General features: G+C 71.3%; 19 protein-coding genes. 12 read left to right on the top strand and 7 right to left on the bottom strand.

Annotation, left to right across the window (positions count from 1 at the left end; genetic code table 11):
- Positions 1–15 precede the first annotated feature (15 nt).
- Positions 16–1,212: an acyl-CoA dehydrogenase family protein gene (locus GH747_RS10760; protein ID WP_149769607.1), complete on the top strand. Its 1,197-nt coding sequence runs from the start codon at positions 16–18 to the stop codon at positions 1,210–1,212.
- Positions 1,213–1,375: 163 nt separating this feature from the next.
- Positions 1,376–3,523, top strand: coding sequence for a RecQ family ATP-dependent DNA helicase (locus tag GH747_RS10755; RefSeq protein WP_149769606.1), 2,148 nt, complete (start codon positions 1,376–1,378; stop codon positions 3,521–3,523).
- A 19-nt stretch (positions 3,524–3,542) separates the two neighbouring features.
- Here GH747_RS10755 and GH747_RS10750 read toward each other — a convergent pair whose 3' ends face one another.
- The 3 genes from GH747_RS10750 to GH747_RS10740 all read right to left on the bottom strand — a co-directional run bounded on the left by GH747_RS10750 (position 3,543) and on the right by GH747_RS10740 (position 7,802).
- Positions 3,543–3,929, bottom strand: a complete 387-nt coding sequence (locus tag GH747_RS10750) for a hypothetical protein (RefSeq protein WP_149769605.1) — start codon at positions 3,927–3,929, stop codon at positions 3,543–3,545.
- 245 nt (positions 3,930–4,174) lie between these two features.
- A complete protein-coding gene (locus GH747_RS10745) occupies positions 4,175–6,562 on the bottom strand; it encodes a phosphoketolase family protein (RefSeq protein ID WP_149769604.1) in 2,388 nt (795 codons plus the stop codon).
- A 10-nt stretch (positions 6,563–6,572) separates the two neighbouring features.
- Positions 6,573–7,802, bottom strand: a complete 1,230-nt coding sequence (locus GH747_RS10740) for an acetate/propionate family kinase (protein ID WP_149769603.1) — start codon at positions 7,800–7,802, stop codon at positions 6,573–6,575.
- Between the two features lie 170 nt (positions 7,803–7,972).
- On the opposite strand from GH747_RS10740, the gene GH747_RS10735 reads away from it, so the two are divergent.
- The 9 genes from GH747_RS10735 to GH747_RS10695 all read left to right on the top strand — a co-directional run bounded on the left by GH747_RS10735 (position 7,973) and on the right by GH747_RS10695 (position 16,033).
- Positions 7,973–8,518 carry a YflT domain-containing protein gene (locus GH747_RS10735; protein ID WP_149769602.1) on the top strand — a complete coding sequence of 182 codons (546 nt, stop codon included), beginning with the start codon at positions 7,973–7,975 and terminating at the stop codon, positions 8,516–8,518.
- Positions 8,515–9,573 (top strand): DUF2332 domain-containing protein, encoded by a 1,059-nt coding sequence (locus GH747_RS10730; RefSeq protein WP_228552880.1) that lies wholly within the window; start codon positions 8,515–8,517, stop codon positions 9,571–9,573. Before GH747_RS10735 ends, GH747_RS10730 begins: the two co-directional genes overlap by 4 nt.
- Before the next feature lie 8 nt (positions 9,574–9,581).
- Entirely contained in the window at positions 9,582–10,151 is a 570-nt protein-coding gene (locus GH747_RS10725; RefSeq protein ID WP_149769601.1) for a histidine phosphatase family protein, read from the top strand.
- Between the two features lie 19 nt (positions 10,152–10,170).
- On the top strand, positions 10,171–11,346 hold the full coding sequence (locus GH747_RS10720; RefSeq protein WP_149769600.1) for a cation:proton antiporter: 1,176 nt from the start codon (positions 10,171–10,173) through the stop codon (positions 11,344–11,346).
- A 62-nt stretch (positions 11,347–11,408) separates the two neighbouring features.
- Entirely contained in the window at positions 11,409–11,942 is a 534-nt protein-coding gene (locus GH747_RS10715) for a MaoC family dehydratase (RefSeq protein ID WP_149769599.1), read from the top strand.
- A gap of 58 nt (positions 11,943–12,000) precedes the next feature.
- Complete coding sequence (locus GH747_RS10710; protein WP_149769598.1) at positions 12,001–12,450, top strand: MarR family winged helix-turn-helix transcriptional regulator; 450 nt, start codon at positions 12,001–12,003, stop codon at positions 12,448–12,450.
- A gap of 14 nt (positions 12,451–12,464) precedes the next feature.
- Positions 12,465–14,072 (top strand): DHA2 family efflux MFS transporter permease subunit, encoded by a 1,608-nt coding sequence (locus GH747_RS10705; protein ID WP_149769597.1) that lies wholly within the window; start codon positions 12,465–12,467, stop codon positions 14,070–14,072.
- A gap of 104 nt (positions 14,073–14,176) precedes the next feature.
- Positions 14,177–15,016, top strand: a complete 840-nt coding sequence (locus GH747_RS10700; protein WP_149769596.1) for a PHP domain-containing protein — start codon at positions 14,177–14,179, stop codon at positions 15,014–15,016.
- Between the two features lie 111 nt (positions 15,017–15,127).
- Positions 15,128–16,033 (top strand): glycoside hydrolase family protein, encoded by a 906-nt coding sequence (locus tag GH747_RS10695; protein WP_149769595.1) that lies wholly within the window; start codon positions 15,128–15,130, stop codon positions 16,031–16,033.
- 15 nt (positions 16,034–16,048) lie between these two features.
- On the opposite strand, the gene GH747_RS10690 is transcribed toward GH747_RS10695, so the two are convergent.
- The 4 genes from GH747_RS10690 to GH747_RS10675 all read right to left on the bottom strand — a co-directional run bounded on the left by GH747_RS10690 (position 16,049) and on the right by GH747_RS10675 (position 20,843).
- Entirely contained in the window at positions 16,049–17,020 is a 972-nt protein-coding gene (locus tag GH747_RS10690) for a sulfotransferase family protein (protein WP_149769594.1), read from the bottom strand.
- Between the two features lie 85 nt (positions 17,021–17,105).
- On the bottom strand, positions 17,106–18,500 hold the full coding sequence (locus tag GH747_RS10685; RefSeq protein ID WP_149769593.1) for a YlbE family protein: 1,395 nt from the start codon (positions 18,498–18,500) through the stop codon (positions 17,106–17,108).
- Entirely contained in the window at positions 18,497–20,023 is a 1,527-nt protein-coding gene (locus GH747_RS10680) for an FdrA family protein (RefSeq protein WP_149769592.1), read from the bottom strand. Before GH747_RS10680 ends, GH747_RS10685 begins: the two co-directional genes overlap by 4 nt.
- 19 nt (positions 20,024–20,042) lie before the next feature.
- Entirely contained in the window at positions 20,043–20,843 is an 801-nt protein-coding gene (locus GH747_RS10675; RefSeq protein ID WP_163695496.1) for an oxamate carbamoyltransferase subunit AllH family protein, read from the bottom strand.
- 35 nt (positions 20,844–20,878) lie between these two features.
- On the opposite strand from GH747_RS10675, the gene GH747_RS10670 reads away from it, so the two are divergent.
- On the top strand, positions 20,879–22,570 hold the full coding sequence (locus GH747_RS10670) for a PucR family transcriptional regulator (RefSeq protein ID WP_149769590.1): 1,692 nt from the start codon (positions 20,879–20,881) through the stop codon (positions 22,568–22,570).
- Positions 22,571–22,591 lie beyond the last annotated feature (21 nt).

The following is a 22,591-nucleotide window of genomic DNA, read 5'->3' as shown; positions in this document are numbered from 1 at the left end:
AGAAGAGAGAAGAGCATGGGCCGCCTGGTCACCACCGACGGACTGACCGACATCCAGCAGGAGATCCTCAAGACCGTCCGCGAGTTCGTGGACAAGGAGATCATCCCGGTCGCGACCGAGCTGGAGCACAAGGACGAGTACCCGCAGGCCATCGTCGACGGCCTCAAGGAGCTCGGCCTGTTCGGGCTGACGATCCCCGAGGAGTACGGCGGCCTCGGTGAGTCGCTGCTGACGTACGCGCTGGTGGTCGAGGAGATCGCGCGCGGGTGGATGAGCGTCTCGGGCGTCATCAACACGCACTTCATCGTCGCCTACATGCTGGTGCAGCACGGCACGGAGGAGCAGAAGCAGAAGTACCTCCCGCGGATGGCCACCGGCGAGGTGCGCGGTGCGTTCTCGATGTCGGAGCCGTCGCTGGGCTCGGACGTGTCGGCGGTCGCGACGAAGGCGACGAAGCAGGACGACGGGTCGTACAGCATCACCGGTCAGAAGATGTGGCTCACCAACGGTGGTTCGTCGAACCTGGTCGCGGTGCTCACCAAGACCGACGAGGGTGCCGACTCCGTCTACCGGAACATGACGACGTTCCTGGTCGAGAAGGAGCCGGGGTTCGGCGAGACGGCCCAGGGCATCACCGTCCCGGGCAAGATCGACAAGATGGGCTACAAGGGCATCGACACGACCGAGATGATCCTGGACAAGCACCAGATCTCGGCCGAGCAGATCCTTGGTGGCGAGCCGGGCAAGGGCTTCTACCAGATGATGGACGGGGTCGAGGTCGGCCGCGTCAACGTCGGCGCCCGTGCGGTCGGCATCGCGAACCGTGCCTTCGAGCTCGGCATCGCGTACGCGCAGCAGCGCGAGACCTTCGGCAAGCCGATCGCGCAGCACCAGGCGATCCTGTTCCGCCTCGCGGAGATGGGGACCAAGGTCGAGACCGCGCACGCGATGGTCGTGCGGGCCGCGCGCAAGAAGGACGCCGGCGAGCGCAACGACGTGGAGGCCGGCATGGCCAAGATGGTCGCCTCGGAGTACTGCAACGAGGTCGTCGAGGCGTCGTTCCGCATCCACGGCGGCTACGGCTACTCCAAGGAGTACGAGATCGAGCGGCTCTACCGCGAGGCGGCGTTCATGCTGATCGGCGAGGGCACGAGCGACATCCAGAAGATGATCATCGGGCGCAGCCTGCTGAAGGACTACAAGCTCCGCTGACCCCGCTCGGGCGTTTGCCACGCCCGCACCGCAAATGCCTCTGGTGCACCGTGAATCTGCGGTGCACCAGAGGCATTTGCGTGGGGAGCGTGGCAAACGCCGCCGGCCGGAGCCTGTGGATGCCGTACGACGCGTGTCGGCGTGGATGCGTACGGTGGACGCCATGCCCCCCGCCGCAGCTGCCACGCTCTCGCCGTCCCGTGCCGCCGTCGCTGACCGGGTCATCGGTGCGCTCGCCGGCCCGGGGGCGACGCTGCGCCCCGACCAGGTCACCGCCGTCGCGGCCCTGTCCGAGCCGCGGGCGCGCGTCCTCGTCGTCCAGGCAACCGGGTGGGGCAAGTCGGCGGTCTACTGGGCGGCGACCGCGATCCGTCGCGACGAGGGCCACGGCACGACCCTCGTCGTCTCGCCGTTGCTGTCGCTGATGCGCGACCAGGTCGCGGCCGCAGCGCGGGCGGGCCTGCGGGCCGAGACCCTGAACTCCTCCAACATCGAGGAGTGGTCGCGCATCGAGGGTGCACTGCGCGACGGCGAGGTCGACGTGCTCCTGGTGTCGCCGGAGCGGCTCGCCAACCCGGGCTTCGGTCGCCGGGTCCTCGACGCGCTGGCCGGCCGCATCGGCCTCCTGGTCGTCGACGAGGCCCACGCCGTGTCCGACTGGGGGCACGACTTCCGGCCCGACTACCGTCGGGTCTCCGACGTCCTGCAGCAGCTCAACCCCGACACGCCGGTCCTCGCGACGACGGCGACCGCCAACGCCCGCGTGACCGACGACGTGGCCGCTCAGCTGCGGAGCAAGCAGTCCGGAGAGCTCGGCGACGAGACGCTCGTGCTCCGCGGTCCGCTCGCACGTTCGAGCCTGGAGCTGTCGGTCGTCGACCGGCTCTCGCCGCTCGAGCGGTACGCGTGGGTGGTCGACCACCTGCCGACGCTGCCGGGCTCCGGCATCGTGTACGCGCTCACGGTGGCCGACGCTCATCGGCTGACCGCGGCCATCCAGGCGGTGCACGGCCCGTCGGTGCCGGTCGCCGCCTACACCGGCCAGCTCGAGGCCGCAGAACGTGAGCGCCTCGAGGATGCGCTCCGCGACAACCACGTCAAGGCGCTGGTCGCGACGTCGGCGCTCGGGATGGGCTACGACAAGCCCGACCTCGGCTTCGTCGTGCACGTGGGTGCGCCGCCGTCGCCGGTCTCCTACTACCAGCAGGTCGGGCGTGCGGGGCGTGCGATCGACCATGCCCACGCGGTGCTGCTTCCGTCCGGTGCCGATGACGGTGTCTGGGACTACTTCGCAACCGCGACGATCCCGAAGGCCGACCAGGTCGAGCGGATGCTCGCGGCGATGGGCGACGCGACCCCGGACGCGCCCGCGACCGTGGTCAGCCTGGAGGCCGAGACGGGCCTGCGGCGCGGCCGCGTCGAGCTGATGCTCAAGCAGCTCGCCGTCGACGGCGTGACGGAGCGTGTCGACCGCGGGTGGATCCTGACGGGCACTCCTTGGACGTACGACGCCGCGCACTACGACGGAGTCGTGGCCGTGCGGCGCCGCGAGGCCGACATCATGCGCGCCTACACCCGCGGCGAGCGGTGCCTCATGCAGCTGCTGCAGGAGTCCCTCGACGATCCGGAGGCCGCGCCGTGCGGGCGCTGCTCGGTGTGCCGCGGCACGCTGCCCGACGGACTCGCCGCCGCTCCCACGCCCGACACCGTACGCGCGGTGGCGGGCGTCCTGCGCGGCGAGGACCACCTGCTCGAGCCGCGCAAGATGTGGCCCGGGGGAGCGTTCGGCACGCGTGGCCGCATTCCTCCCGACCGTGCCGTCGAGCCCGGTCGGGCGATCGTGCACGCCGACGCGCCCGAGTGGCGCGAGGCCGTGCACACCATGTTCGCCGCCGACGCTCCCGCGCCGCAGGAGGTGCTCGACGCGTCCGTCCAGGTGCTCGCGCGGTGGAAGTCCCAGTGGCGGAGCCGACCGGAGGTGGCGGTCGCGCTCCCGGCAGCGGGTTTCGGCACGCTCGTCGGCAGCGTCGCCGACCACCTCGCCACGGTCGGACGGCTCGACCGTGCCGATCTCGAGCTCGCGCCCCGCACCGGCCCCGACGTCCGTGACCTCACGTCGGCGGACGAGGCGGCGCTGTGGCGCGACTCGGTGACGGTGCCGGCCCAGACGCGGTCCGCGGTGGCCGGCCGTACGGTGTTGCTCGTCGCCGATGCGTCCTCGTCGCAGTGGCCGCTCACGGTCGTCGGCGCGGCACTGCGTGACGCCGGTGCCTCGGCGGTGCTCCCGCTCCTCCTGCACCGGCGCGTGTGACGACGCACCACCTGCTCCGTCACGTCACTCGGAGACGGTCCCACTCCACGACCAGGTCGTACATCGCCTGCGCGAGCCCGTGGTCGTGCTCCGACGCCGGACGCCACCACGTCTCCAGCTTCGCCCACACCTCGGCGGGTGCAGCACTGCTGCGGCCGCCCTTGCGCCGTACGGTCGTCGCCCCGTAGACCAGCCCCACCGGCAGCACCAGCGCGTGGGTCGCGTCCTCCACCGGCACCGGCACCGGCAGGATCCAGCCGACCGTGACGGGTTTGCGCGACGCCGTGTAGGTGAGGAGCCGCCCCTGCGTGGTCTGCACCCGCGCGTAGACGTCCTCGGTCGGGATGCGGCGGTACTCGCAGGCGGCGATGAACGCAGTGAGGTTCTCCCGTGCCTGGGTGCCCATCCCGGGAGGCTACGTGCGGTGTGTTACATCTGCGTCACACGAACGGACGTGACCGAAATCCGGCGCCCCCGGCGGTGAGGCTGGTCCCACGCGAAGGGGCTCGGGTGGGACCAGGCTCACCGCTCGGGTGCGCGAAGGGGCTCGGGTGGGACCAGGCTCACCGCTCGGGGTGCGCGAAGGGGCTCGGGTGGGACCAGGCTCACCGCTCGGGGTGCGCGAAGGGCCTCGGGAGCTGGGTACGCGGCTCAGGTCGCCGGGTTCAGCACCCAGTCCTTCACCTCCGGCATGTCTTCCAGGTGCTCCCGGATGTAGGAGTGGTGCCGGTCGAGCATCTGCTGGCAGTGCTCGCGCAGCTCCTGAGCGCCGGCCGGAGTCGCTCGCGTGTTGTTGAGGACGTCCGCGACGAGCTGGTAGCGCGACGTCTCGTTGAGGACCGTCATGTCGAACGGTGTCGTCGTGGTGCCCTGCTCGATGAACCCGCGGACGTGGAAACGGTCGGCGCGAGGGCGTCCGTGGACGAGCTTGTGGATCGCGCCGTGGTAGCCGTGGAACGCGAACAGCACGTCAACGTCGTCGGTGAAGAGCGCGCTGAACTCGGCCTCCGACATCCCGTGCGGGTGGTCCTTCTGGCGCGGCAGCGTCATCAGGTCGACGACGTTGACGACCCGGACGGTCAGGTCGGGCACCCACTCCTTGAGCAGCTGCGCCGCGGCGATCGTCTCCGCCGTCGGCACGTCGCCGGCGCACGCCATCACGATGTCGGGCTCCTTCCCCGAGCCCTCCTCGTTGCCCGCCCAGTCCCAGATGCCGGCGCCCTTCTCGCAGTGCACGGCGGCCTCGTCGATCGTGAGGTACTGCAGGTGCGGCTGCTTGTCGATGACGATGAGGTTCACGTACGACTTCGACCGGAAGCAGTGGTCCGCGACCGACAGCAGGCAGTTGGCGTCCGGCGGCAGGTAGACCCGCGACACGGCCGACCGCATGTTGAGGACCACGTTGATCAGTCCCGGGCCCTGGTGGGAGAAGCCGTTGTGGTCGTTGCGCCACGTGGTCGACGTCAGCAGGATGTTGAGGCTCGGGATCTTCGCCCGCCACGGCAGGTGGTTGGCCTCCTCCAGCCATTTGGCGTGCTGCACGGTCATGGACGCGCTCACCATCGCGAACGACTCGTACGTCGCGAACAGGCCGTGCCGGCCCGTCAGGTTGTACGCCTCCAGCCAGCCGTGGCAGTTGTGCTCGCTCAGCACCTCCATGACCCTGCCGTCACGCGACAGCTTCACGTCGTCGGGCGTCACCCGCTCCATGAACGCACGGTCGGAGACGTCGAACACGGCGCCCAGGCGGTTGCTGTTGGTCTCGTCCGGGCAGTAGAGCCGGAAGTTGTGCGGGTTGTCGCGATAGAGGTCGGCCATCATCGCGCCCAGGAGCCGCGTCGACTCGAGGCGTTCGCCGGCCGGGTTGATCACCTCGACCGCGTAGTCGCGGAACGGGCGGATCGTGAGCTCCTCGGTCAGCACACCGCCGTTGGCCATGGGGTTCGCGCTCATCCGGAGGTCGCCCTCGGGGTTGTTGGCGTCGATCAGCTCCGACGGGACGCCGCCGGGGAACAGCTCGTCGGGCCCGTACGACTTCATCCACGACTCGAGGATCGCGAGGTGCTCGGGGTTCTCGCGGACTCCCGACAGCGGGACCTGGTGCGCGCGCCACGTGCCGGTGACGCGGACGCCGTCGACCTCCTCGGGACCGGTCCATCCCTTCGGGGTGCGCATGACGATCATCGGCCACTTCGGCATCGCGCCGTCCCAGCTGCCGTCGCGCGCCGCGGTCTGGATCGCGTGGATCTTCTCGTACGCCTCGGCGAGCACCGCGGCGAAGCGGTGGTGCATCCCGGGAAGGTCGTCGCCCTCGATCTCCAGGACGTCGTACCCGTGGCCGGTGAACAGGGCGCGCACCTCCGCGGGGTCCTTCCGGGCGAGCACCGTCGGGCCGGCGATCTTGGCGCCGTTCAGGTGCAGGATCGGCAGGACGGCGCCGTCACGCTCGGGGTTGACGAACGAGATGCCCTTCCACGAGCCCTCGAGGGGGCCGGTCTCTGCCTCGCCGTCGCCGACCACGCAGATCGAGAGCAGGTCGGGGTTGTCGAAGACCGATCCGAAGGCGTGGATCAGGGCGTAGCCGAGCTCACCGCCCTCGTGGATGGAGCCCGGGGTCGTCACCGAGACGTGGCTCGGGATGCCGCCCGGCGAGGAGAACTGGCGGCAGAGCCGGGTGATGCCCTCGGCGTCGCGCGTCACGTCCGGGTAGACCTCGGAGTACGTGCCCTCGAGCCACCCGGCGGCGACCAGCGTCGGCCCACCGTGCCCGGGGCCGGAGAAGTAGATCGCCCGCTGCCCGGTGTGCCGGATCAGCCGCGACACGTGGGCGTACACGAACGCCTGACCGGGGCCGGTGCCCCAGTGGCCGAGGAGTCGCGGCTTGATGTCGTCGGCCGAGAGCGGGCGTTCGAGCAGCGTGTCGCTCTTGAGGTAGATCTGGGCGACGGTGAGGTAGTTCGCTGCCCGGAACCACGCGTCGAGAGCAGCGACCTCGTCGTCGGTCGGGTTCGCGAGCGTGGAGGTGGTCGTCGCTGTCATGGAGCTCTCCTCAGGTCTGGGAGTGGTCGGCCACGTGGTCCGCGGACGGCGATCTGCCGCGGACGAGAGTGACGGTGTGGTGGGCGATCTCGGCTTCCTCGTCGGTCGGGACGACGGCCACCGGGATCGGGCCGTCGCCGACCACGACGCTGTCGTCGACGGCGAGCGCGTTGCGGCGTGGGTCGATCTCGATGCCGAGATGGACGAGCGGGCCACAGACCGCGGCCCGGAAGGCGGCGTCGTTCTCGCCGATGCCGCCGGTGAACACGAGCGCGTGGACGCCGGGGACGAGCGCGAGGTAGGCGCCGACGTAGTGACGGACGCGGTACGCCGCGAGCTGCACCGCCCGCTGCGCTGCCTCGTCGCCGGCTGCGGCATGGTCGCGGACCGTCGCCATGTCGGAGTCGCCGGTCATCCCGAGCAGGCCGCTACGGCGTTCGAGGAGCTCGGCGACGTCTTTCGTCGACATCCCGGCCTCGTCCAGGAGGTAGAGCACCGCGGAGGCGTCGAAGTCACCCGCGCGGGTGCCCATCACGAGCCCCGACAGCGGCGTGAACCCCATCGACGTGTCGACGCTGCGACCGCCTTGGACGGCGGTGATCGAGGCGCCGTTGCCGAGGTGGCACACGATCAGGTTGACGTCGTCCTCCTCGATGCCTAGCAGCTCCGCGGTGCGGCCGGTCACGTACTCCACCGACGTGCCGTGGAAGCCGTACCGCCGCAGCCGGTGCGCCTCGGCGACGTCCTCCGGGATCGCGAACGCGTACGCCTCCCTGGGGAGCGTCGCGTGGAACGCGGTGTCGAAGACAGCCACCTGCGGAAGGTCCGGGTCGCGCTCCTTCATCAGCCGCAGGCACTCGACCGCGACGGGGTTGTGCAGCGGAGCGAGCGACGACAGCGCATCGATCTGCGCGAGGACGTCGTCGTCGACCACCACCGGCTCGCTGAAGGCCGTGCCTCCGTGCACGACGCGGTGACCGACGCCGATCAGGCCGTCGAGCCGTTCACCCGCCTCGTCGAACCGCCCGAACATCGCGGCGATCGCATCGGCGTACGAGGCTCCGGGCAGCGGCTGCTCGACGGCGGACCCGCCGGACACCTGGTAGCGCAGCGCTGTGCCGTCGTGGCCGATGCGGGAGATGATCCCGCGCCCGAGTCGGGCGCCCCCGGAGGCGTCACGCAGCTCGTACTTCAGCGACGACGAACCGGCGTTGACGACGAGCACCGTCTCGTCCGGCATCGACCCTCCTCCCGGGCAGCCATCGGCGGCACGTGCGGCACCCTTCCGTGCCAGTCTGTCGTCGCCGCTGCCCGAACGCACGCCGAGAGCGGTGCCTCGCGAACGTGGCGGTCCGGGCGCCGGGCGACGGTAGTCACTAGGGTGATCAGCAGTCGACGAGGAGGATTCGGATGGTGCAGCAGCAGGGCAGGGAAGGGTTCACGCTGGAGTACCCGCAGCACCTCGCGTACTTCGAGAAGTACGCGGACGCGCAGCGTGCGGTGGACTATCTCTCGGACCAGCGATTCCCGGTCGAGAACATCATGATCGTGGGCACCGACCTGAAGCAGGTCGAGCGTGTGACGGGGCGTCTGACCTGGGGCAAGGTCGCGGGGTACGGCGCCGCGACCGGCGGGTGGTTCGGCCTCCTGCTGGGCCTGATCGTCGGGATCTTCGCCGAGCCCGGCCGCTGGCTCGCCGTGGTGCTGTCGGCGATCCTCATCGGCCTCGTGTTCGGCCTGATCTGGGCGCTGATCGGCTACGCGTTCACCGGTGGGCGCCGCGACTTCACGTCGATCTCCCAGGTCGTGGCCTCCCGGTACGAGCTCCTGGTCGAGCACAAGCTCCTGGCTGACGGGCAGCAGGCACTGTCCGGACTGATCCACCCGACGCAGCAGTCGACGCCCCAGCAGCAGTCGTCGCCGCCGCCCCAGCCGCCGACCGCGCCAGGGGTGTGAACGAGCAGGGGAGCGCACGCGCGGCCGAGGCCCTGGACTGGCAGGCACGCGCCTGCGGCCGGCTCGGCTCGCCGATGTACGCAAGCCTGCTGGCCGCCCTCGCCGAGGACGTCACCTCGGGCGGACCGACCCGTGCGGTGCTCGGTGACCTGCTCGACGACGACGCTGAGCTGCCGACGGCGCTCGGCCTCCGCCTGGTCGGCGGGCTCCACCGGCTCGTGCTCGACGGCGAGGCGCCGAGCCTCGCTCCGTACTACGCGAGCGTCGGCGGACGGTGGGACCAGGCCGCCGCCTGGCCCGTCGTACGCGCGGTGCTCGAGGAGCGTCGCGACACCCTCCACGCTGCGCTCGACCGTGTGCCGCAGACCAACGAGGTCGGGCGGTCCGCGGCGTTGATCGGCGGTCTGCTGCGCGTCGCCGACCGCTTCGCGCTGCCGGTCCGGCTGGTCGAGATCGGCGCGAGCGCCGGGCTCAACCTGCGGGCGGACCACTTCCGGTTCAGCTCGCCACGAGGCTGGTGGGGCCCGCCCGAGTCGCCGGTGGTGATGCCGGGCGCGTGGGCCGGTCTCACGCCCGCGGTGGACGCTCCGCTCGAGGTGGTCGAGCGGGTGGGCTTCGACGTGGCTCCGCTCGACCCGACGCGCGCCGAGGACCGACGCACGCTCGAGGCGTACACCTGGCCCGACATGGTGGAGCGGCTCGACCGGCTGCGCGCAGCGTGCGACGTCGCGCAGCAGGTCCCGGCGGTCGTCGAGCGGGCGAGCGCCGCGGACGGGCTCGACCGGCTCGAGCTCGCGGAGGGCACGGCGACCGTGGTCTGGCACTCCGTGATGTGGATGTACGTCGACGACGCCGAGCGCTCCCGGATCGACGCGCGGCTGGCAGCCTTGGCCGAGGGAGCAGGCGCCGACCGGGTCCTCGCCCGGGTGACGCTGGAGAGCAGCGGCGAGCTCGGCGGCCCGTACGACGTGGTGCTCACCACCTGGCCGTTCGGGGAGGCGACCGTGATCGGCTCAGCTCCACCGCACGGGCTTCCGACGACGTGGACGGGGTGAGGACGGGGATGACGGTTTCGTTGTGGATGGTCCGGCACGGGCCGACCGAGTGGGCCGAGAACGGACGGCACACCAGCCGTACGGACCTGCCGCTGCTGCCGAGCGGTGAGGAGCGGGCCCGCGAGCTCGCCGCGCGACTGGCGGGTACGGAGTTCGCCGCGGTTCTCACGAGCCCGCGGCTGCGCGCCCGTCGGACGGCCGAGCTCGCGGGGTTCCCCGACGCCGAGGTCGAGCCGGACCTCGCGGAGTGGGACTACGGGTCGTACGAGGGCCTGACCACGCCGCAGATCCGGGAGCAGGTGCCGGGCTGGACGATCTGGACGCGGGGTGCCGCGGACGCCGGCGGCGAGAGCGCCGACCAGGTCGCGGCGAGGCTCGACCGCGTCGTCGCGCGGGTGCGCGCGAGCGACGGCCGGGTGCTCGTCTTCGGGCACGGCCACGCGCTCCGCGCGCTCACGGCGCGGTTCCTCGACGAGCCCGTCACGATGGGGGCCCGGCTCGCGCTCGGGACCGCGACGCTCTCCATCCTCGGCTACGAGCACGGCTCGGACCCCGTGATCGAGCGCTGGAACAGCTGATCGGCCAGGGGGCGCGCGCGTGGAGTCGCTGTTCTGGATCGTGCTGGTGGCCGCGATCGCGCCCGTCGTGGCCGCGGCGGTCCCTCGGCGTCTCGTCCCCGAGGTCGTCCTGCTGCTGGCCGGCGGGATCCTCATCGGGCCGTTCGGCTTCGACGTTGCGACGGTGGACGCGCCCATCGATCTGCTCAACGAGCTCGGGCTCGGGATGCTCTTCCTCCTCGCCGGCTACGAGATCGAGGTCGACGAGCTGCGGGGGCGGGGAGGGCGGCGCGCGCTGGGGACGTGGCTGACGTGCCTCGTGCTCGCGTTCGCGACGGTCGCCGTTCTCGGTTCGGCGGACGAGCGTCACGCCGAGGTCGCGGTCGCCATCGCGCTGACCTCGACGGCGCTCGGCACGCTGCTGCCGATCCTCAAGGACATGGACCTGATGGGGACACGGTTCGGACGGACCGTCGTGAACCACGGGACGTTCGGTGAGCTGGGACCGGTCGTGGCGATGGCGATCCTCCTCGGCGTCAACGGCCCTGAGCGCTCGGCCATCACCCTCGCGATCTTCGTCGGTGCCGCGATCCTCGTCGGGGCGGTGCCGACACGCCTCTACCCGCGCGCGTCGATCGTGCCGGGCCTCGTGCGGGCCGGAGCGGAGACGACGGCCCAGACGACGGTCCGGTTCACGGTGCTCCTGCTCGTGGCTCTGAGCGCCCTCGCGGTGGTGTTCGAGCTGGACACGATCCTGGCGGCGTTCGCGGCCGGCTTCATCCTGAGAAGGGTGCTCCCCGGCGGCGACGAGCGCCTCGAGACCAAGCTGGACGGGCTGGCGTTCGGCTTCCTCGTCCCGATCTTCTTCGTGACCTCGGGGATGGGGATCGACCCCGGCGCGATCGCTGCCGAGCCGCTGGTCCTGGTCACGTTCGTCGCGCTCATCCTCCTGGTCCGGGGCGGCCCTGTGCTGGTGGCGACGCTGCGCCAGCGCGAGCCGGACGGCACCAAGAGCTTCGACACGAGGGACTCCGTACGCATCTCGTTGTGGGCCTCGACCGGCCTGCCGTTGATCGTGGCGGTGACGGCGGTCGCGGTGGACGCGGGCGAGATGTCTCCCGAGACCGGCTCGATCCTGGTCGCGGGTGGTGCGATCACCGTCCTGGTGCTTCCGATGACGGCGACGCTGCTCCGGCGGGAAGTGACCCGCCGGTAGGTTTCGCGCGGCGGTCGGTCATGATGACTCGCAACGGCAGCCACCTGACGCGAGGAGTCCCCATGCAGTTCGGCCGCAGCTACGAGGAGTTCGAGGTCGGCGCGACCTACAAGCACTGGCCCGGGAAGACGGTCACCGAGTACGACGACCACCTCTTCTGCCTGCTCACGATGAACCACCACCCGCTCCACATGGACGTGAACTACGCCGAGAAGACGACGCAGTTCGGCCAGAACGTGGTGGTCGGCAACTACGTGTACTCGATCCTGCTGGGCATGAGCGTGCCGGACATCTCGGGCAAGGCCATCGCGAACCTCGAGATCGAGTCCCTGCGCCACGTCGCTCCGACGTTCCACGGTGACACGCTGTACGGCCAGACCACCGTGCTGGACAAGTGGGAGAGCACCTCGAAGGACGATCGCGGCGTCGTGCACGTCGAGACGATCGGCTACAACCAGGACGGCAAGGTGGTCTGCATCTTCCGCCGCAAGGTGATGGTGCCGAAGGAGAACTACCTCGAGGCGCGCGGGGGCGAGCAGCCCGGCCGCCCGGTGCCCGAGCCGGACAAGAACTGGCCCGGCCCGTCCGCAGAGTGATGTACCTCACGCAATAATCGCTTTCGTGAAACATTTGCGTTCGGGTTAGTATTTTTCGGTGACGACGCCTGAATCTCTCGCCGGCCACCTGGAGGAGTTCTTCCTCCAGGTGGCTGCGTGCTGTGAGGAGGAGGGGCTGGACGCCTTCGTCGAGGCCGACCTCTCCGCCACCCAGGTGCGCACTCTGCTGCTGGTCTCGTCCCGCGCGGCCGAGACGCAGATCACCGACATCGCCCGAGCACTGGGCATCTCGGTCGCTGCTGCCGGCAGGGCCGTGGACCAGCTGGTCGGCGTCGGGCTGACGAGCCGCCACGAGTGCCAGCAGGACCGTCGCGTACGGGTCGTCACCCTCACCGACGAGGGACGTGACCTCGTCGCCCGACAGCTCCGGACGAAGCGGGTCGCCCTGCTAGAAATCGTTCGCGATCTGTCCGAGCCCACACGTAGCCTTCTTGATCGTGCGCTGACAGCCGCGATCGCCGAACGCCAACCCACCACCCCCGGGTAAGGAACCGCTTTTACATGAGTCAAGACATCCAATCCGCGCCGGGCGGCGTGCCCGGCAACGTGGACCCGCAGAGCGACAAGCTCGACGCGGCCGTCCTCAAGATCGCCGGCGTGGTCGTGCTCGGCGCGATCATGTCGATCCTCGACATCACCGTCGTGACGGTCGCGCTGCCGACCTTCCAGAACGAGTTCAACGCCTCGTACGCCGAGGTCGCCTGGACCATGACCGCCTACACGCTCGCGCTCGCGACCGTCATCCCACTGACAGGGTGGGCTGCTGATCGTTTCGGCACGAAGCGTCTCTACATGATCGCGCTGACGCTGTTCACGCTCGGCTCCGTGCTCTGCAGCCTCGCCGGCGGCATCACCGAGCTGGTCGCGTTCCGCGTGATCCAGGGCCTCGGCGGCGGCATGCTGATGCCGTTGGGCATGACGATCATGACCCGTGCTGCCGGTCCGCACCGGATCGGTCGCGTCATGGCCGTCCTGGGCGTCCCGATGCTGCTCGGACCGATCCTCGGCCCGATCATCGGCGGTTGGCTCATCGAGAGCCTGACCTGGCACTGGATCTTCCTGATCAACCTCCCGATCGGCATCGCCGCGCTCGTCTACGCGTGGCGCGTGCTCCCCAAGGACTCGCCCGAGCCGTCGGAGTCGTTCGACTGGACGGGCATGCTCCTGCTGTCGCCCGGTCTCGCGCTGTTCCTGTTCGGCGTCTCCTCGATCCCTGAGGAGGGCACGATCTGGGCGACCAAGGTGCTCGTCACGGCGGCCATCGGCGCTGTGCTCATCGTGGCGTTCGTGTTCCACGCCTTCCGGCCGGAGCACCCGCTGGTCGATCTTCGCCTCTTCAAGCACCGCAACCTGACGGTGGCCGTGATCACCATGGCCGCCTTCGCGGTCGCGTTCTTCGGAGCGAGCATCCTGTTCGCGGCCTACTTCCTGCAGGTGCGCGGTGAGTCGACGCTGATGGCCGGCTTCCTGCTCGTCCCGCAGGGTGTCGGCGCGATGCTCACGATGCCGATCGGCGGCATGCTGACCGACAAGATCGGGCCCGGCAAGATCGTCCTGACCGGACTCGCGCTCACTGCGGCCGGCATGGCGGTGTTCACCCAGGTCGCGGCGGACACCTCCTACTGGATCCTGCTGCCGGGTCTGTTCGTGATGGGCCTCGGCATGGGTCTGACGATGATGCCGACGATGACCGCCGCGCTCGCGACGCTCACCGACCACACGATCGCTCGTGGCTCGACGCTGATGAACATCGTCCAGCAGGTCGCGGCGTCGATCGGCACGGCGGTGTTCTCGGTCGTGCTCACCAACCAGCTGTCGGGGGGCACGACACTCGCCGAGGCGACCGGTGCTCCGGCGACCAAGGAGACCGACATCCCGCTCGCCGGCCTCGCCATCGAGTCCTGGGACAGCGCGCGGATCCTCGACATGGTCCCGGCGAACCTGCTGCGCCAAGGCTTCGCCGAGGCTGCGGACGCTTTCGGCACGACGTTCGTCCTCGCGACGATCCTCATCGCGCTGACGTTGATCCCGGCGGCGTTCCTGCCGCGCAAGCGGATCGAGCGTGACACCGAGGAGGGCGCTGCAGCGGCTCCGGTCGTCATGCACTGACGCTCACCCGCGCCACCCGTCGGCGGTGGGTCGGTCGTCACCAGCACGCGCTGGTGGCGGCTCGGCTCACCGCCGACGTCGTTCCCGGCCGGTAGCCTGACCGCGTGCTCATCGACCTCCACACTCACTCGCGGCGCTCCGACGGCACGGACAGCCCGACGGAGCTCGTCGAGAACGCCGCCCGGGCGGGTCTCGACGTGGTCGCGCTCACCGACCACGACGCGATGACGGGGTGGGACGAGGCGCAGGCCGCAGCCGATCGCGTCGGTGTCACCCTGGTGAAGGGTCTCGAGATCTCGTGCCGCTACCAGCACCGCGGGGTGCATCTGCTCGGCTATGAGCCCGACCCGACGGACACGGCGCTCCTCGTCGAGCTGGAGCGTGTCCTCGGTGGCCGCCAGGACCGTCTCCCGAAGACGATCGCGCGCCTGCAGGACCTCGGCATCGACATCGACGAGGCCGACGTGCTCGCGGTCTCCGGCGACGCGGCGGCGACCGGACGGCCGCACGTCGCCGACGCGCTGATCGCGAAAGGGGTCGTCCTCAACCGCGACGAGGCGTTCGAGCGCTTCCTGATGCCCGGCCGCCCTGCGTACGTCGACCGGTACGCCGCGGACCTCGAGGAGATGATCCGGCTGCTGGTCGCGGCCGGAGGTCGTCCCGTGATCGCCCACCCGTGGACGCGGCAGAGCCGGTCCGTGCTGACCGCTGACGCGGTGGCTCGACTCGTCGACGTCGGTCTCGTCGGCCTGGAGGTCGACCACAACGATCACGACGCGGACACGCGTGCACGGCTGCGCGCGATCGCGCACGAGCTCGACCTCGTCGTCACCGGGTCGAGCGACTACCACGGGACCGGCAAGATCGGCTACGACCTGGGCGTCAACACCACGGCGCCCGACCAGGCGGCGCGCCTCCTCGGCGACCGCGTCTCCCTCTTCTGACCGGTTCACTCCCTGGCGTCTCCGAGTCACCTCCCGTACGCCGTACGCCTCCGCCGCGCGCGGATGAGCGAAACCCGAGACCGAACTTGAGTCTTTTTGTAGACTTTCCCGGTGAGCATCATCGTCGAATCGGCCCTTCCCCGCTTCGACGGCGCCGAGGTCGTCGTCGAAGCCCCCGCGCCCGGCCCCGGAAACTGGACCGGCGCTCCGTCCGCGATCTACGCCGACGGCGCGTTCTGGCTCGCCTACCGCGTACGCCGCCCGATCACCGCGGGTCGTGGCGTCAGCGTCGTGGTCGCCCGCTCCGAGGACGGGGTGCGGTTCGAGACGGTCGCCGAGATCTGGCGCGACGACTTCGGTGCGGAGTCCTTCGAACGCCCGGCCCTCGTCCACCGCGGCGACGGCGGCTGGCGGGTCTACCTCAGCTGCGCCACCCCCGACTCCAAGCACTGGTGGATCGAGGCCGTCGACGCGGCGACGCCGGAAGGCCTCGCCGCCGGGCGTCGTACGGTGGTGCTCCCCGGCGACGACACGGTCGGGGTCAAGGACCCTGTCGTCCTCCGCGACGACGACGGCTGGCACATGTGGGTCTGCTGCCACCCGCTGGACGTCCCGGGCGCTGAGGACCGGATGACGACCCGGTACGCGACCAGCGCCGACGGTCTCGCGTGGACCGACCAAGGGGAGGCGCTCGCGCCCACCCCCGGCACGTGGGACGCCCGAGGGGCCAGGGTCACGGCGGTGCTCGGTCGAGATCCGCTGACCGTGCTGTACGACGGCCGTGCGGATGCCGCGTCGAACTGGTTCGAGCGCACGGGCCTCGCGCGGGAGCGGAGCATCCCCGGGATCCTGGACGCTGTCGGCGAGGCGCCCGTGGCTGCGTCGCCGGAGTCCGACGGGGCGCTGCGCTACGCGTGCGCGGTCGAGCTGCCGGACGGGCGCACCCGCTTCTACTTCGAGGCCGCGCGCTCCGACGGGTCCCACGACCTCATGACGTCGGTCGCCGCCGCGGGGTGACGCCGTAGAGCTCGGTCACGCGGTGCCGGCGCGGCTGGCGAACGACCCGCCGCTCTCCTCGTTGCGCCAGTCGTCGAACGACTGGCCGGTCACCTTCTCGAGGAGGTCGATGTCCTCGCGGTAGTGGTCGATGAGCGCGGCCCGCTCGGCAGGATCGAGCTTCGGGCGTACGGCGGGGCTGCGCCACTGCATCGCCGACAGGAGCGGCCGGCTGGCACGGCGCCACAGCGAGGGATGGGTCAGCGCACCGGCGCGGGCACCCGCCCGGACGACACGTGCGCCGATGTCGCGGCGCCAGCCGGGAGCGACGTACGGCCGTGAGTTGTCGCGGGGGATCTCGCGGACGAGTCCGGGTTCGAGGCCGAGGAACACGCAGACGCGGTCGAGGGTGTCGACGGGCTTCTCCACCAGCTCGCGGTAGCGCAGGACCAGGATCCGGTCGCTGTCCGCGTGCCGGTAGAGGTCGTCCAGCTGGGCTCCGTACATGCCGAGCCGCCGGTAGTGCCAGAACGGCGCCCAGCCCGCGGCGATGCGCTCCTCCTCACGCCCGAAGGCGTCCACGAAGTCGCTGACGGGCTCGAGGCCGTCCGACCACAGATGCATCCAGTTCGAGTAGGCGCGGTCGACCGGGTCGCGGACGACGGCCACCAGCCGCGCGTCGGGGAGCTCCTCGGTGATCCGCCGTCGGGCGTTGCGCAGGTACAGGTAGAACGGCGTGCTCTCGAGGCGCAGCTGGTCGCCCCGCGCGTCGGCGAACAGCTGCTCGTAGTCCTCACGACGCCAGATCCACTCGCGCTGGCTGTGGGCGTCGCCCGGGCCGCGGTACGCCGGCGGCGGGGCGTCGGCGCACATGAAGTACTTCGGCTCCTTGGGTCGGCTCGAGTACACCTGCGGATGGACGGCGAGTGCGGCATGCAGCGCACTGGTGCCTGCCTTGGGTGCGCCCACGAGAAAGGCGTCCGGGCGAGGTGTGCGAAAGGTCCCCATGGCGAGATGGTAAGAAGCCACTCCACGAAGGTCGAGAGTTTAGGTCACCGGTCTTGGGGTACGCCCCGACACCGACCCGGCGGGGTCAGCGAGCGCGACGTCGGGCGCGCTCGGCCAGCGCCGCGAGCGCGGCCGGGAAGATCTCCGCAGGTGGGGTCACGAGTCCGGCGCCGACCTGGCCCGTGCCGGCGACGCGGCCCGCCATGCCGGTGTTGATCTGCGGCAGGATCCCCGTCCGGCACACGCGGGCGACGTCGATGCCGGTCGGCGTCCCCGCGAACTCCAGGACCGGGATCGTCCAGCGCGGGTTCTCGGCGAGCGCGATCTCGCCCATCCTCCGCGTCGTCGCGAGCGCGTCCGGCACCGAGCCGCCGACCAGCCGGACGATCGCGGGCGCGGTCGCCATCGCGAACCCGCCGATCCCCGCCGTCTCCGTGATGGCCGAGTCCCCGATGTCGGGGTTGGCGTCGTCGGGACCGTACGACCCGAGGTACAGGCCGTCGGCGACCTGCGCCGGCCCGGTGAACCACTGGTCACCGGTGCCCGACACCTGGATGCCGAAGTCCGTGCCGTTGCGTGCCATCGCGACCACCATCGTGGAGCCCTCGATGTCTCGGGCGGCGTCGAGGGCGAGCTTGCAGGCGGGCATGGCGAGGTTGAGGAAGAAGTGGTCGTTGCCGCCGACGAACGCGACCGCGTCGGCCACGTCGCCGGCCCGCGAACCCGAGCGGATCATCGCCGGCACCAGGTCGCGCAGCAGCATGAGCGTGCCCGCTCGGTTGCGGTTGTGGGCCTCGTCGCCCATCTGGAGCATCTGCGCCAGGAGCGCGGTGATGTCGACCGGACCCGCGGCCCGCACGGCCCGCTGCAGGACGGGCCCGAGGACCGACGACATCCAACGGAGCCGCGCGAGCACGTCCTCGGAGTACGCCCCGTAGCGGAGCACCTTGCCGAGCCCCTCGTTGAGCGAGCAGTACGTGCGTGCGCCGGTGGAGGCGTCCTCCAGCACGAACACCCACATCGACGGCGAGATGATCCCGGCCATCGGGCCGACGGCATGGTGGTGGTGGCAGGGGTCGAGCGTGTAGCCGGCCCCGGACTCGAAGAAGGCAGGTGCCTCCTCGGCGTCGGCGACGATCCCCTCGAAGGCCGCGGCGCCCATCAGCGCGCCGCGCATCGGCCCGGACGCCCGCTCCCAGGTGATCGGCGGGCCGGCGTGGAGGAAGTCGCCAGGCCGGAGTCCGAGCGCCTCGGAGGCAGGAAGGACGTCGACGAGCTGGGCGGTGACGCCGAGGTAGGCGTCGACGGCCCTGGCGTTCGCCGCTGCCCGCAAGGGGTCGGCGGCAACGGTGGCGAGGTCGTCGGCGGTCCCCGGCACCGGCGGCTGCCAGTCGACGCGACGGGCGGAGACGGCCTGGTCGTCGATCGCGTCGGCGAGCAGGCTCGTACCGACGGTGACGACGGTGGGTGCGGCAGTCATCGGAGCTCTCCTGCGGTCGGGACGGGCGCGGGCACGGCGGTCAGCGCGACGGCGTGCCGGGTCGCCTCGGCGTTGGACGAGAAGACGTACGCCCCGGCGGAGACGAGCGCTGCCGCCTGTCGCTCGAGGTCCTGCGGGTCGGCCGCGGTGCCGACGAGGGTGACGACGACGGGGAGCGTACGGCCGTGCTCGGCCACCGCGACGGCGCGGGCGTCGGCGATGGCGGGCGCGAGAGCGGCTGCGGGGTCGGGCTCCGCGCCGTGGCCCAGGACCACGTCAAGCAGGACGACGGCCGTGGCGGGATCGGCCGCGGTACGCGCGAGCGCCGCCAGGCGAAGGCTCGGGTCGATCATGGGATGCGCCCGGCCGACGGTGAGGGCGTCGTCGCCGAAGTCGATCATCGCGTGCGCGTCGCCGAGGTCGCCGGCCAGCACGGCGGCGGCATCGAGCGCGTCGCCGCCCGCGAGCGGGATGTTGCTGCGGATCTCGCCGAGCGTGGCGGATGCGATCAGCATCGCCTCGTCGCACAGCGTGCCGCCCACGAACAGGCCTCGGAGCGCGCCGGGTCCGCCCGCCTCCTCGGGCTCGCCCCATCGCCGCCAGGGTGCTGCCGGCAGGTCGAGGCTGGCGAGCAGCGCCTCCGTGCGCCCGGTGAGGTCGGTGTCGGGGGAGAGCAGCGCGAGCTCGACCGGGACCGACAGCGACGCCGCGTACGCGGTGATCCCGTCGGCGATCTCGGCCGCTGGTGGTTTGGACACCAGCACCACGTGCGTCGTCTGCGGGTCGGCGTCGAGCCTGGCCAGCGCCGTACGGGTGGATCGACCGCCGACCGCCGCCGAGAGGTCGCGTCCGCCCACGCCGAGCGCCGCGCTGACGCCGACGCCGACCTGGTCGAGCAGCGCGAGCACCTGCTGGGTGCCGGTCCCGGACGCGGCGACGATGCCGATCGGACCGGGACGCACCACGTTGGCGAAGCCCAGCCCGACACCTCCGACGACCGCGGTGCCGCAGTCGGGACCCATGACGAGGACGTCGCGCGCGGCTGCGGCCTCCTTCAGCGCGACCTCCTGCTCCAGCGGCACGTTGTCGCTGAACACCATCACGTCGTGCCCGGCCTCGACCGCGTCCATGGCCTCGACGAACGCGGACGGTCCAGGCACGGACACCATCACGATCGTGCCCGCAGGAGCGTCGCGCAGCGCGCTCGCCGTGGTCCGCGGGGGAGCTACCGACGTGTCCCCCGACGCGCGGGGTGCGCTCGCGGCGGCGAGCGCGGCGTCGACCGCGGCCATCGCGTCGTCGAGGGATGCGCTCTCGAGACGCAGCGCCACCACCATGTCGTTCGGCGACGCGTCGGCCGGCACGTCGAACCCCATCACCGCGAGGGTCTCGAGGTTGAGCGGCGTCGCCATCGCGACCTGGGCCTCGCGTACGCCGGGGGTTGCGGCGACCTGCTTGCTCACCTGGAGCAGGGTCACCGAGTCGGCGTACGCGCCGGAGCGGAGGCTGACGTGGTCGGTCATGGGACTCCTTGGATCGAGGTCACGCGGCGACGGTCGCAGGACGGCGTACGGCGAGGGCGACGCCGAGCGCGAGCCCGGCGCCAGAGGTGTGCCCCACGCGGAGCAGGTCGGAGAGGCGCTCGTCCGTGCCGGCGTCACCGAGCCCGTCGACCAGGGCGCGCAGCTCGGGCACGGCCTCGCCCCGGACGGCGTGGGCGAGCAGCGTCGCGGAGACCGTGGTCGTACGGGTCGAGGCCACCGCGAGGACTCGGTCGGCCACCTGGCCGCCCCGCGCACCGGCGGCGTACCGGGTGACGAGCCACCCCGCAAGGACGTCGTCGCCGAGTGGTGTCAGGCCGGGGCCGCGTCCGAGCAGGGCATCGACGGCGCGTGGATCGTCGCCGCCGAGGCGGTCGTACGCGGTCGTGCCGCCGGGAAGGTTGGTGGCGACCGCGGAGAGCAGCGCGGTGCGGGGGAGATCGTCGGTGAGGCCGTCGGGCCGGACGGCGACGCACGCCTCGACGTAGCGGGTGACCCGCAGCGCGCGACCGTCGACGACGCACTGGCCCTCCCCGAGCACGACGGTGCGGACGCCGTCGAGGTCGGGCCACGTGGTGAGCAGTCCGCAGGGTACGGCGACCGCGTCGCGGGCGACCACGGCGAGGCAGCGCTCGGCGTCGCGGACGTACACCGCGTGCCTGCTGCGGTGGACGATCTCGGCCGTCCGCCGCGGCCCGTGCAGCCGGGCGGCGACCTCTGCGGTGGCAGCGGTTGGATGCGCGTCGCGCCGAGGACCGACGGATCGGGCGGCATCGGCCCGCGATGTGATCGTCGCGACCATGGCGCCAGCGTAGGAGCGTTCGCTACGGTGAGCCGATGGCGAGACTTGCCAACGATGGATCCGATCCGGCCCAGAACCTGACATCAGACGCGCACGGGCTCCCGCTCGCCGACGTCATCGCTGTCGACGCCCTCCAAGGGTCGAAGATGCTCGCCGGTCACACCGGGAGCCACCGCACCGTGACCGGCCTGAACGTCATGGAGGTGCCGGACGTCCTCGCGTGGGTCAAGCGGAACGAGCTGCTCGTCACCACCGGCTTCCCGCTTCTCGACAGCTCGCGGCGCCTCGACGTGCCTCGCACGGAGGCACTGGTCCAGGGCCTGTACGACGCGGGTGCGGCCGGCTTCGCCATCAAGCTCGGCCGGTACGTCGACGAGGTTCCCGAGAGCGTGGTCGCCCTGGCCGACGAGCTGGGGTTCCCGATCGTGCAGATCCCGGAGGACGTGGCGTTCGACGACGTCCTCAAGGACGGCTACGCGGCGCTCAACACCTTCCAGTCACGAGTCCTCGCGCAGATCGACGCCCTCCACGCGGCGCTCACCCTGATCGTCCTCGAGGGCGGCGACCTCGAGCAGATCGCCGCGGAGGTGTCGAAGGTGCTCGACATCGGCGTCATCGTGACCTCGACCGACGGACGCGAGTGGGCGGGGGCGCTGAGCGACGAGCTCCGCGCCAGCCTCGAGGTGAGCGAGTTCCTCGACGTCTCCGGACGGATCCGGGTCGAACGCATGCGCCGGTCGCGACCGTTCGGCGCGGGAGAGATCCGGGCCCTGCACGTCGCGGCGTCCGGCACCGAGCTCGCCCGGTTGGTCGTGGTCAGCGAGAAGCGGACCCTGCAGGCGACCGACGTCTACGCGCTCGAGCGGGCGGCCACCGTCGCCGCGCTGCACATCACGCGGCTGCAGGCGGTGGTCGCCGTCGAAGGCAAGTACCGCGGCGACTTCCTCCGCGACGTGCTGACGGGGCGGGCCGAGAGTCCTCAGTACGTCATCGAGCACGCCGAGAGTCTCGGGTGGGACATCGACCGGCCGCTCGTCGTCGTGGTCGCCGAGCTCGACCCGCCGGGCGCCGACGAGCCCGTGGTGTCGAGCCGTACGCGCCGTGGGTTCCAGGACCGCTTCGCCGCGGCGTGGCGCCAGGTCGTGGAGCGCCGCGGGCGGTCCATCGCCGTGGCGGACTTCTCGTCCCAGGTGGTCGCGCTGCTCCCCGTGAGCCCCGACGGCTCGGACGTCGTGGACGTCGTCGAGGAGGCGCTGGCCGCCGTCCGCGGTGACTCGGGCGGCGGGCGGCGCCCGTTCTCGGCAGGGATCAGCCGGGTCGTCGCCGGGGTCGAGCGGCTCCCCGACGCGTACGCGCGGGCTCACAAGGCGGTCGACGTCGGCCGGCGCATGAAGGGGAACAGCTCGACGACCTACTTCGACCGGCTCGGCGTACGCCGCCTGCTCTCGCAGGTCGAGGACCAGGGCGAGCTCGCCGAGTTCGTCACCGAGGTGCTCGGGCCGCTCGCGGACGACACTCCCGCCGCCGCTGACCTTCGGGCCACGCTGCAGGTGCTGCTGGACGTGAACCTCAACGTCGCCGAGGCGGCTCGCTCGCAGCACTTCCACTACAACACGATGCGCTACCGGGTGACCAAGCTCGAGACGATCCTGGGACGCTTCAGCACCGACCCGCAGATCCGGCTCGACGTCGCCGTCGCGCTGCAGATCCTGCACATGAGGGAGTGACCGAGCAAGGGCTGCCAGCGC

It is taken from the genome of Mumia xiangluensis (genome assembly GCF_010994095.1).
Classification (GTDB): domain Bacteria; phylum Actinomycetota; class Actinomycetes; order Propionibacteriales; family Nocardioidaceae; genus Mumia; species Mumia xiangluensis.
Note: the sequence above shows the minus strand (reverse complement) of the source record. Positions and strands in the feature narration are given on the sequence as shown.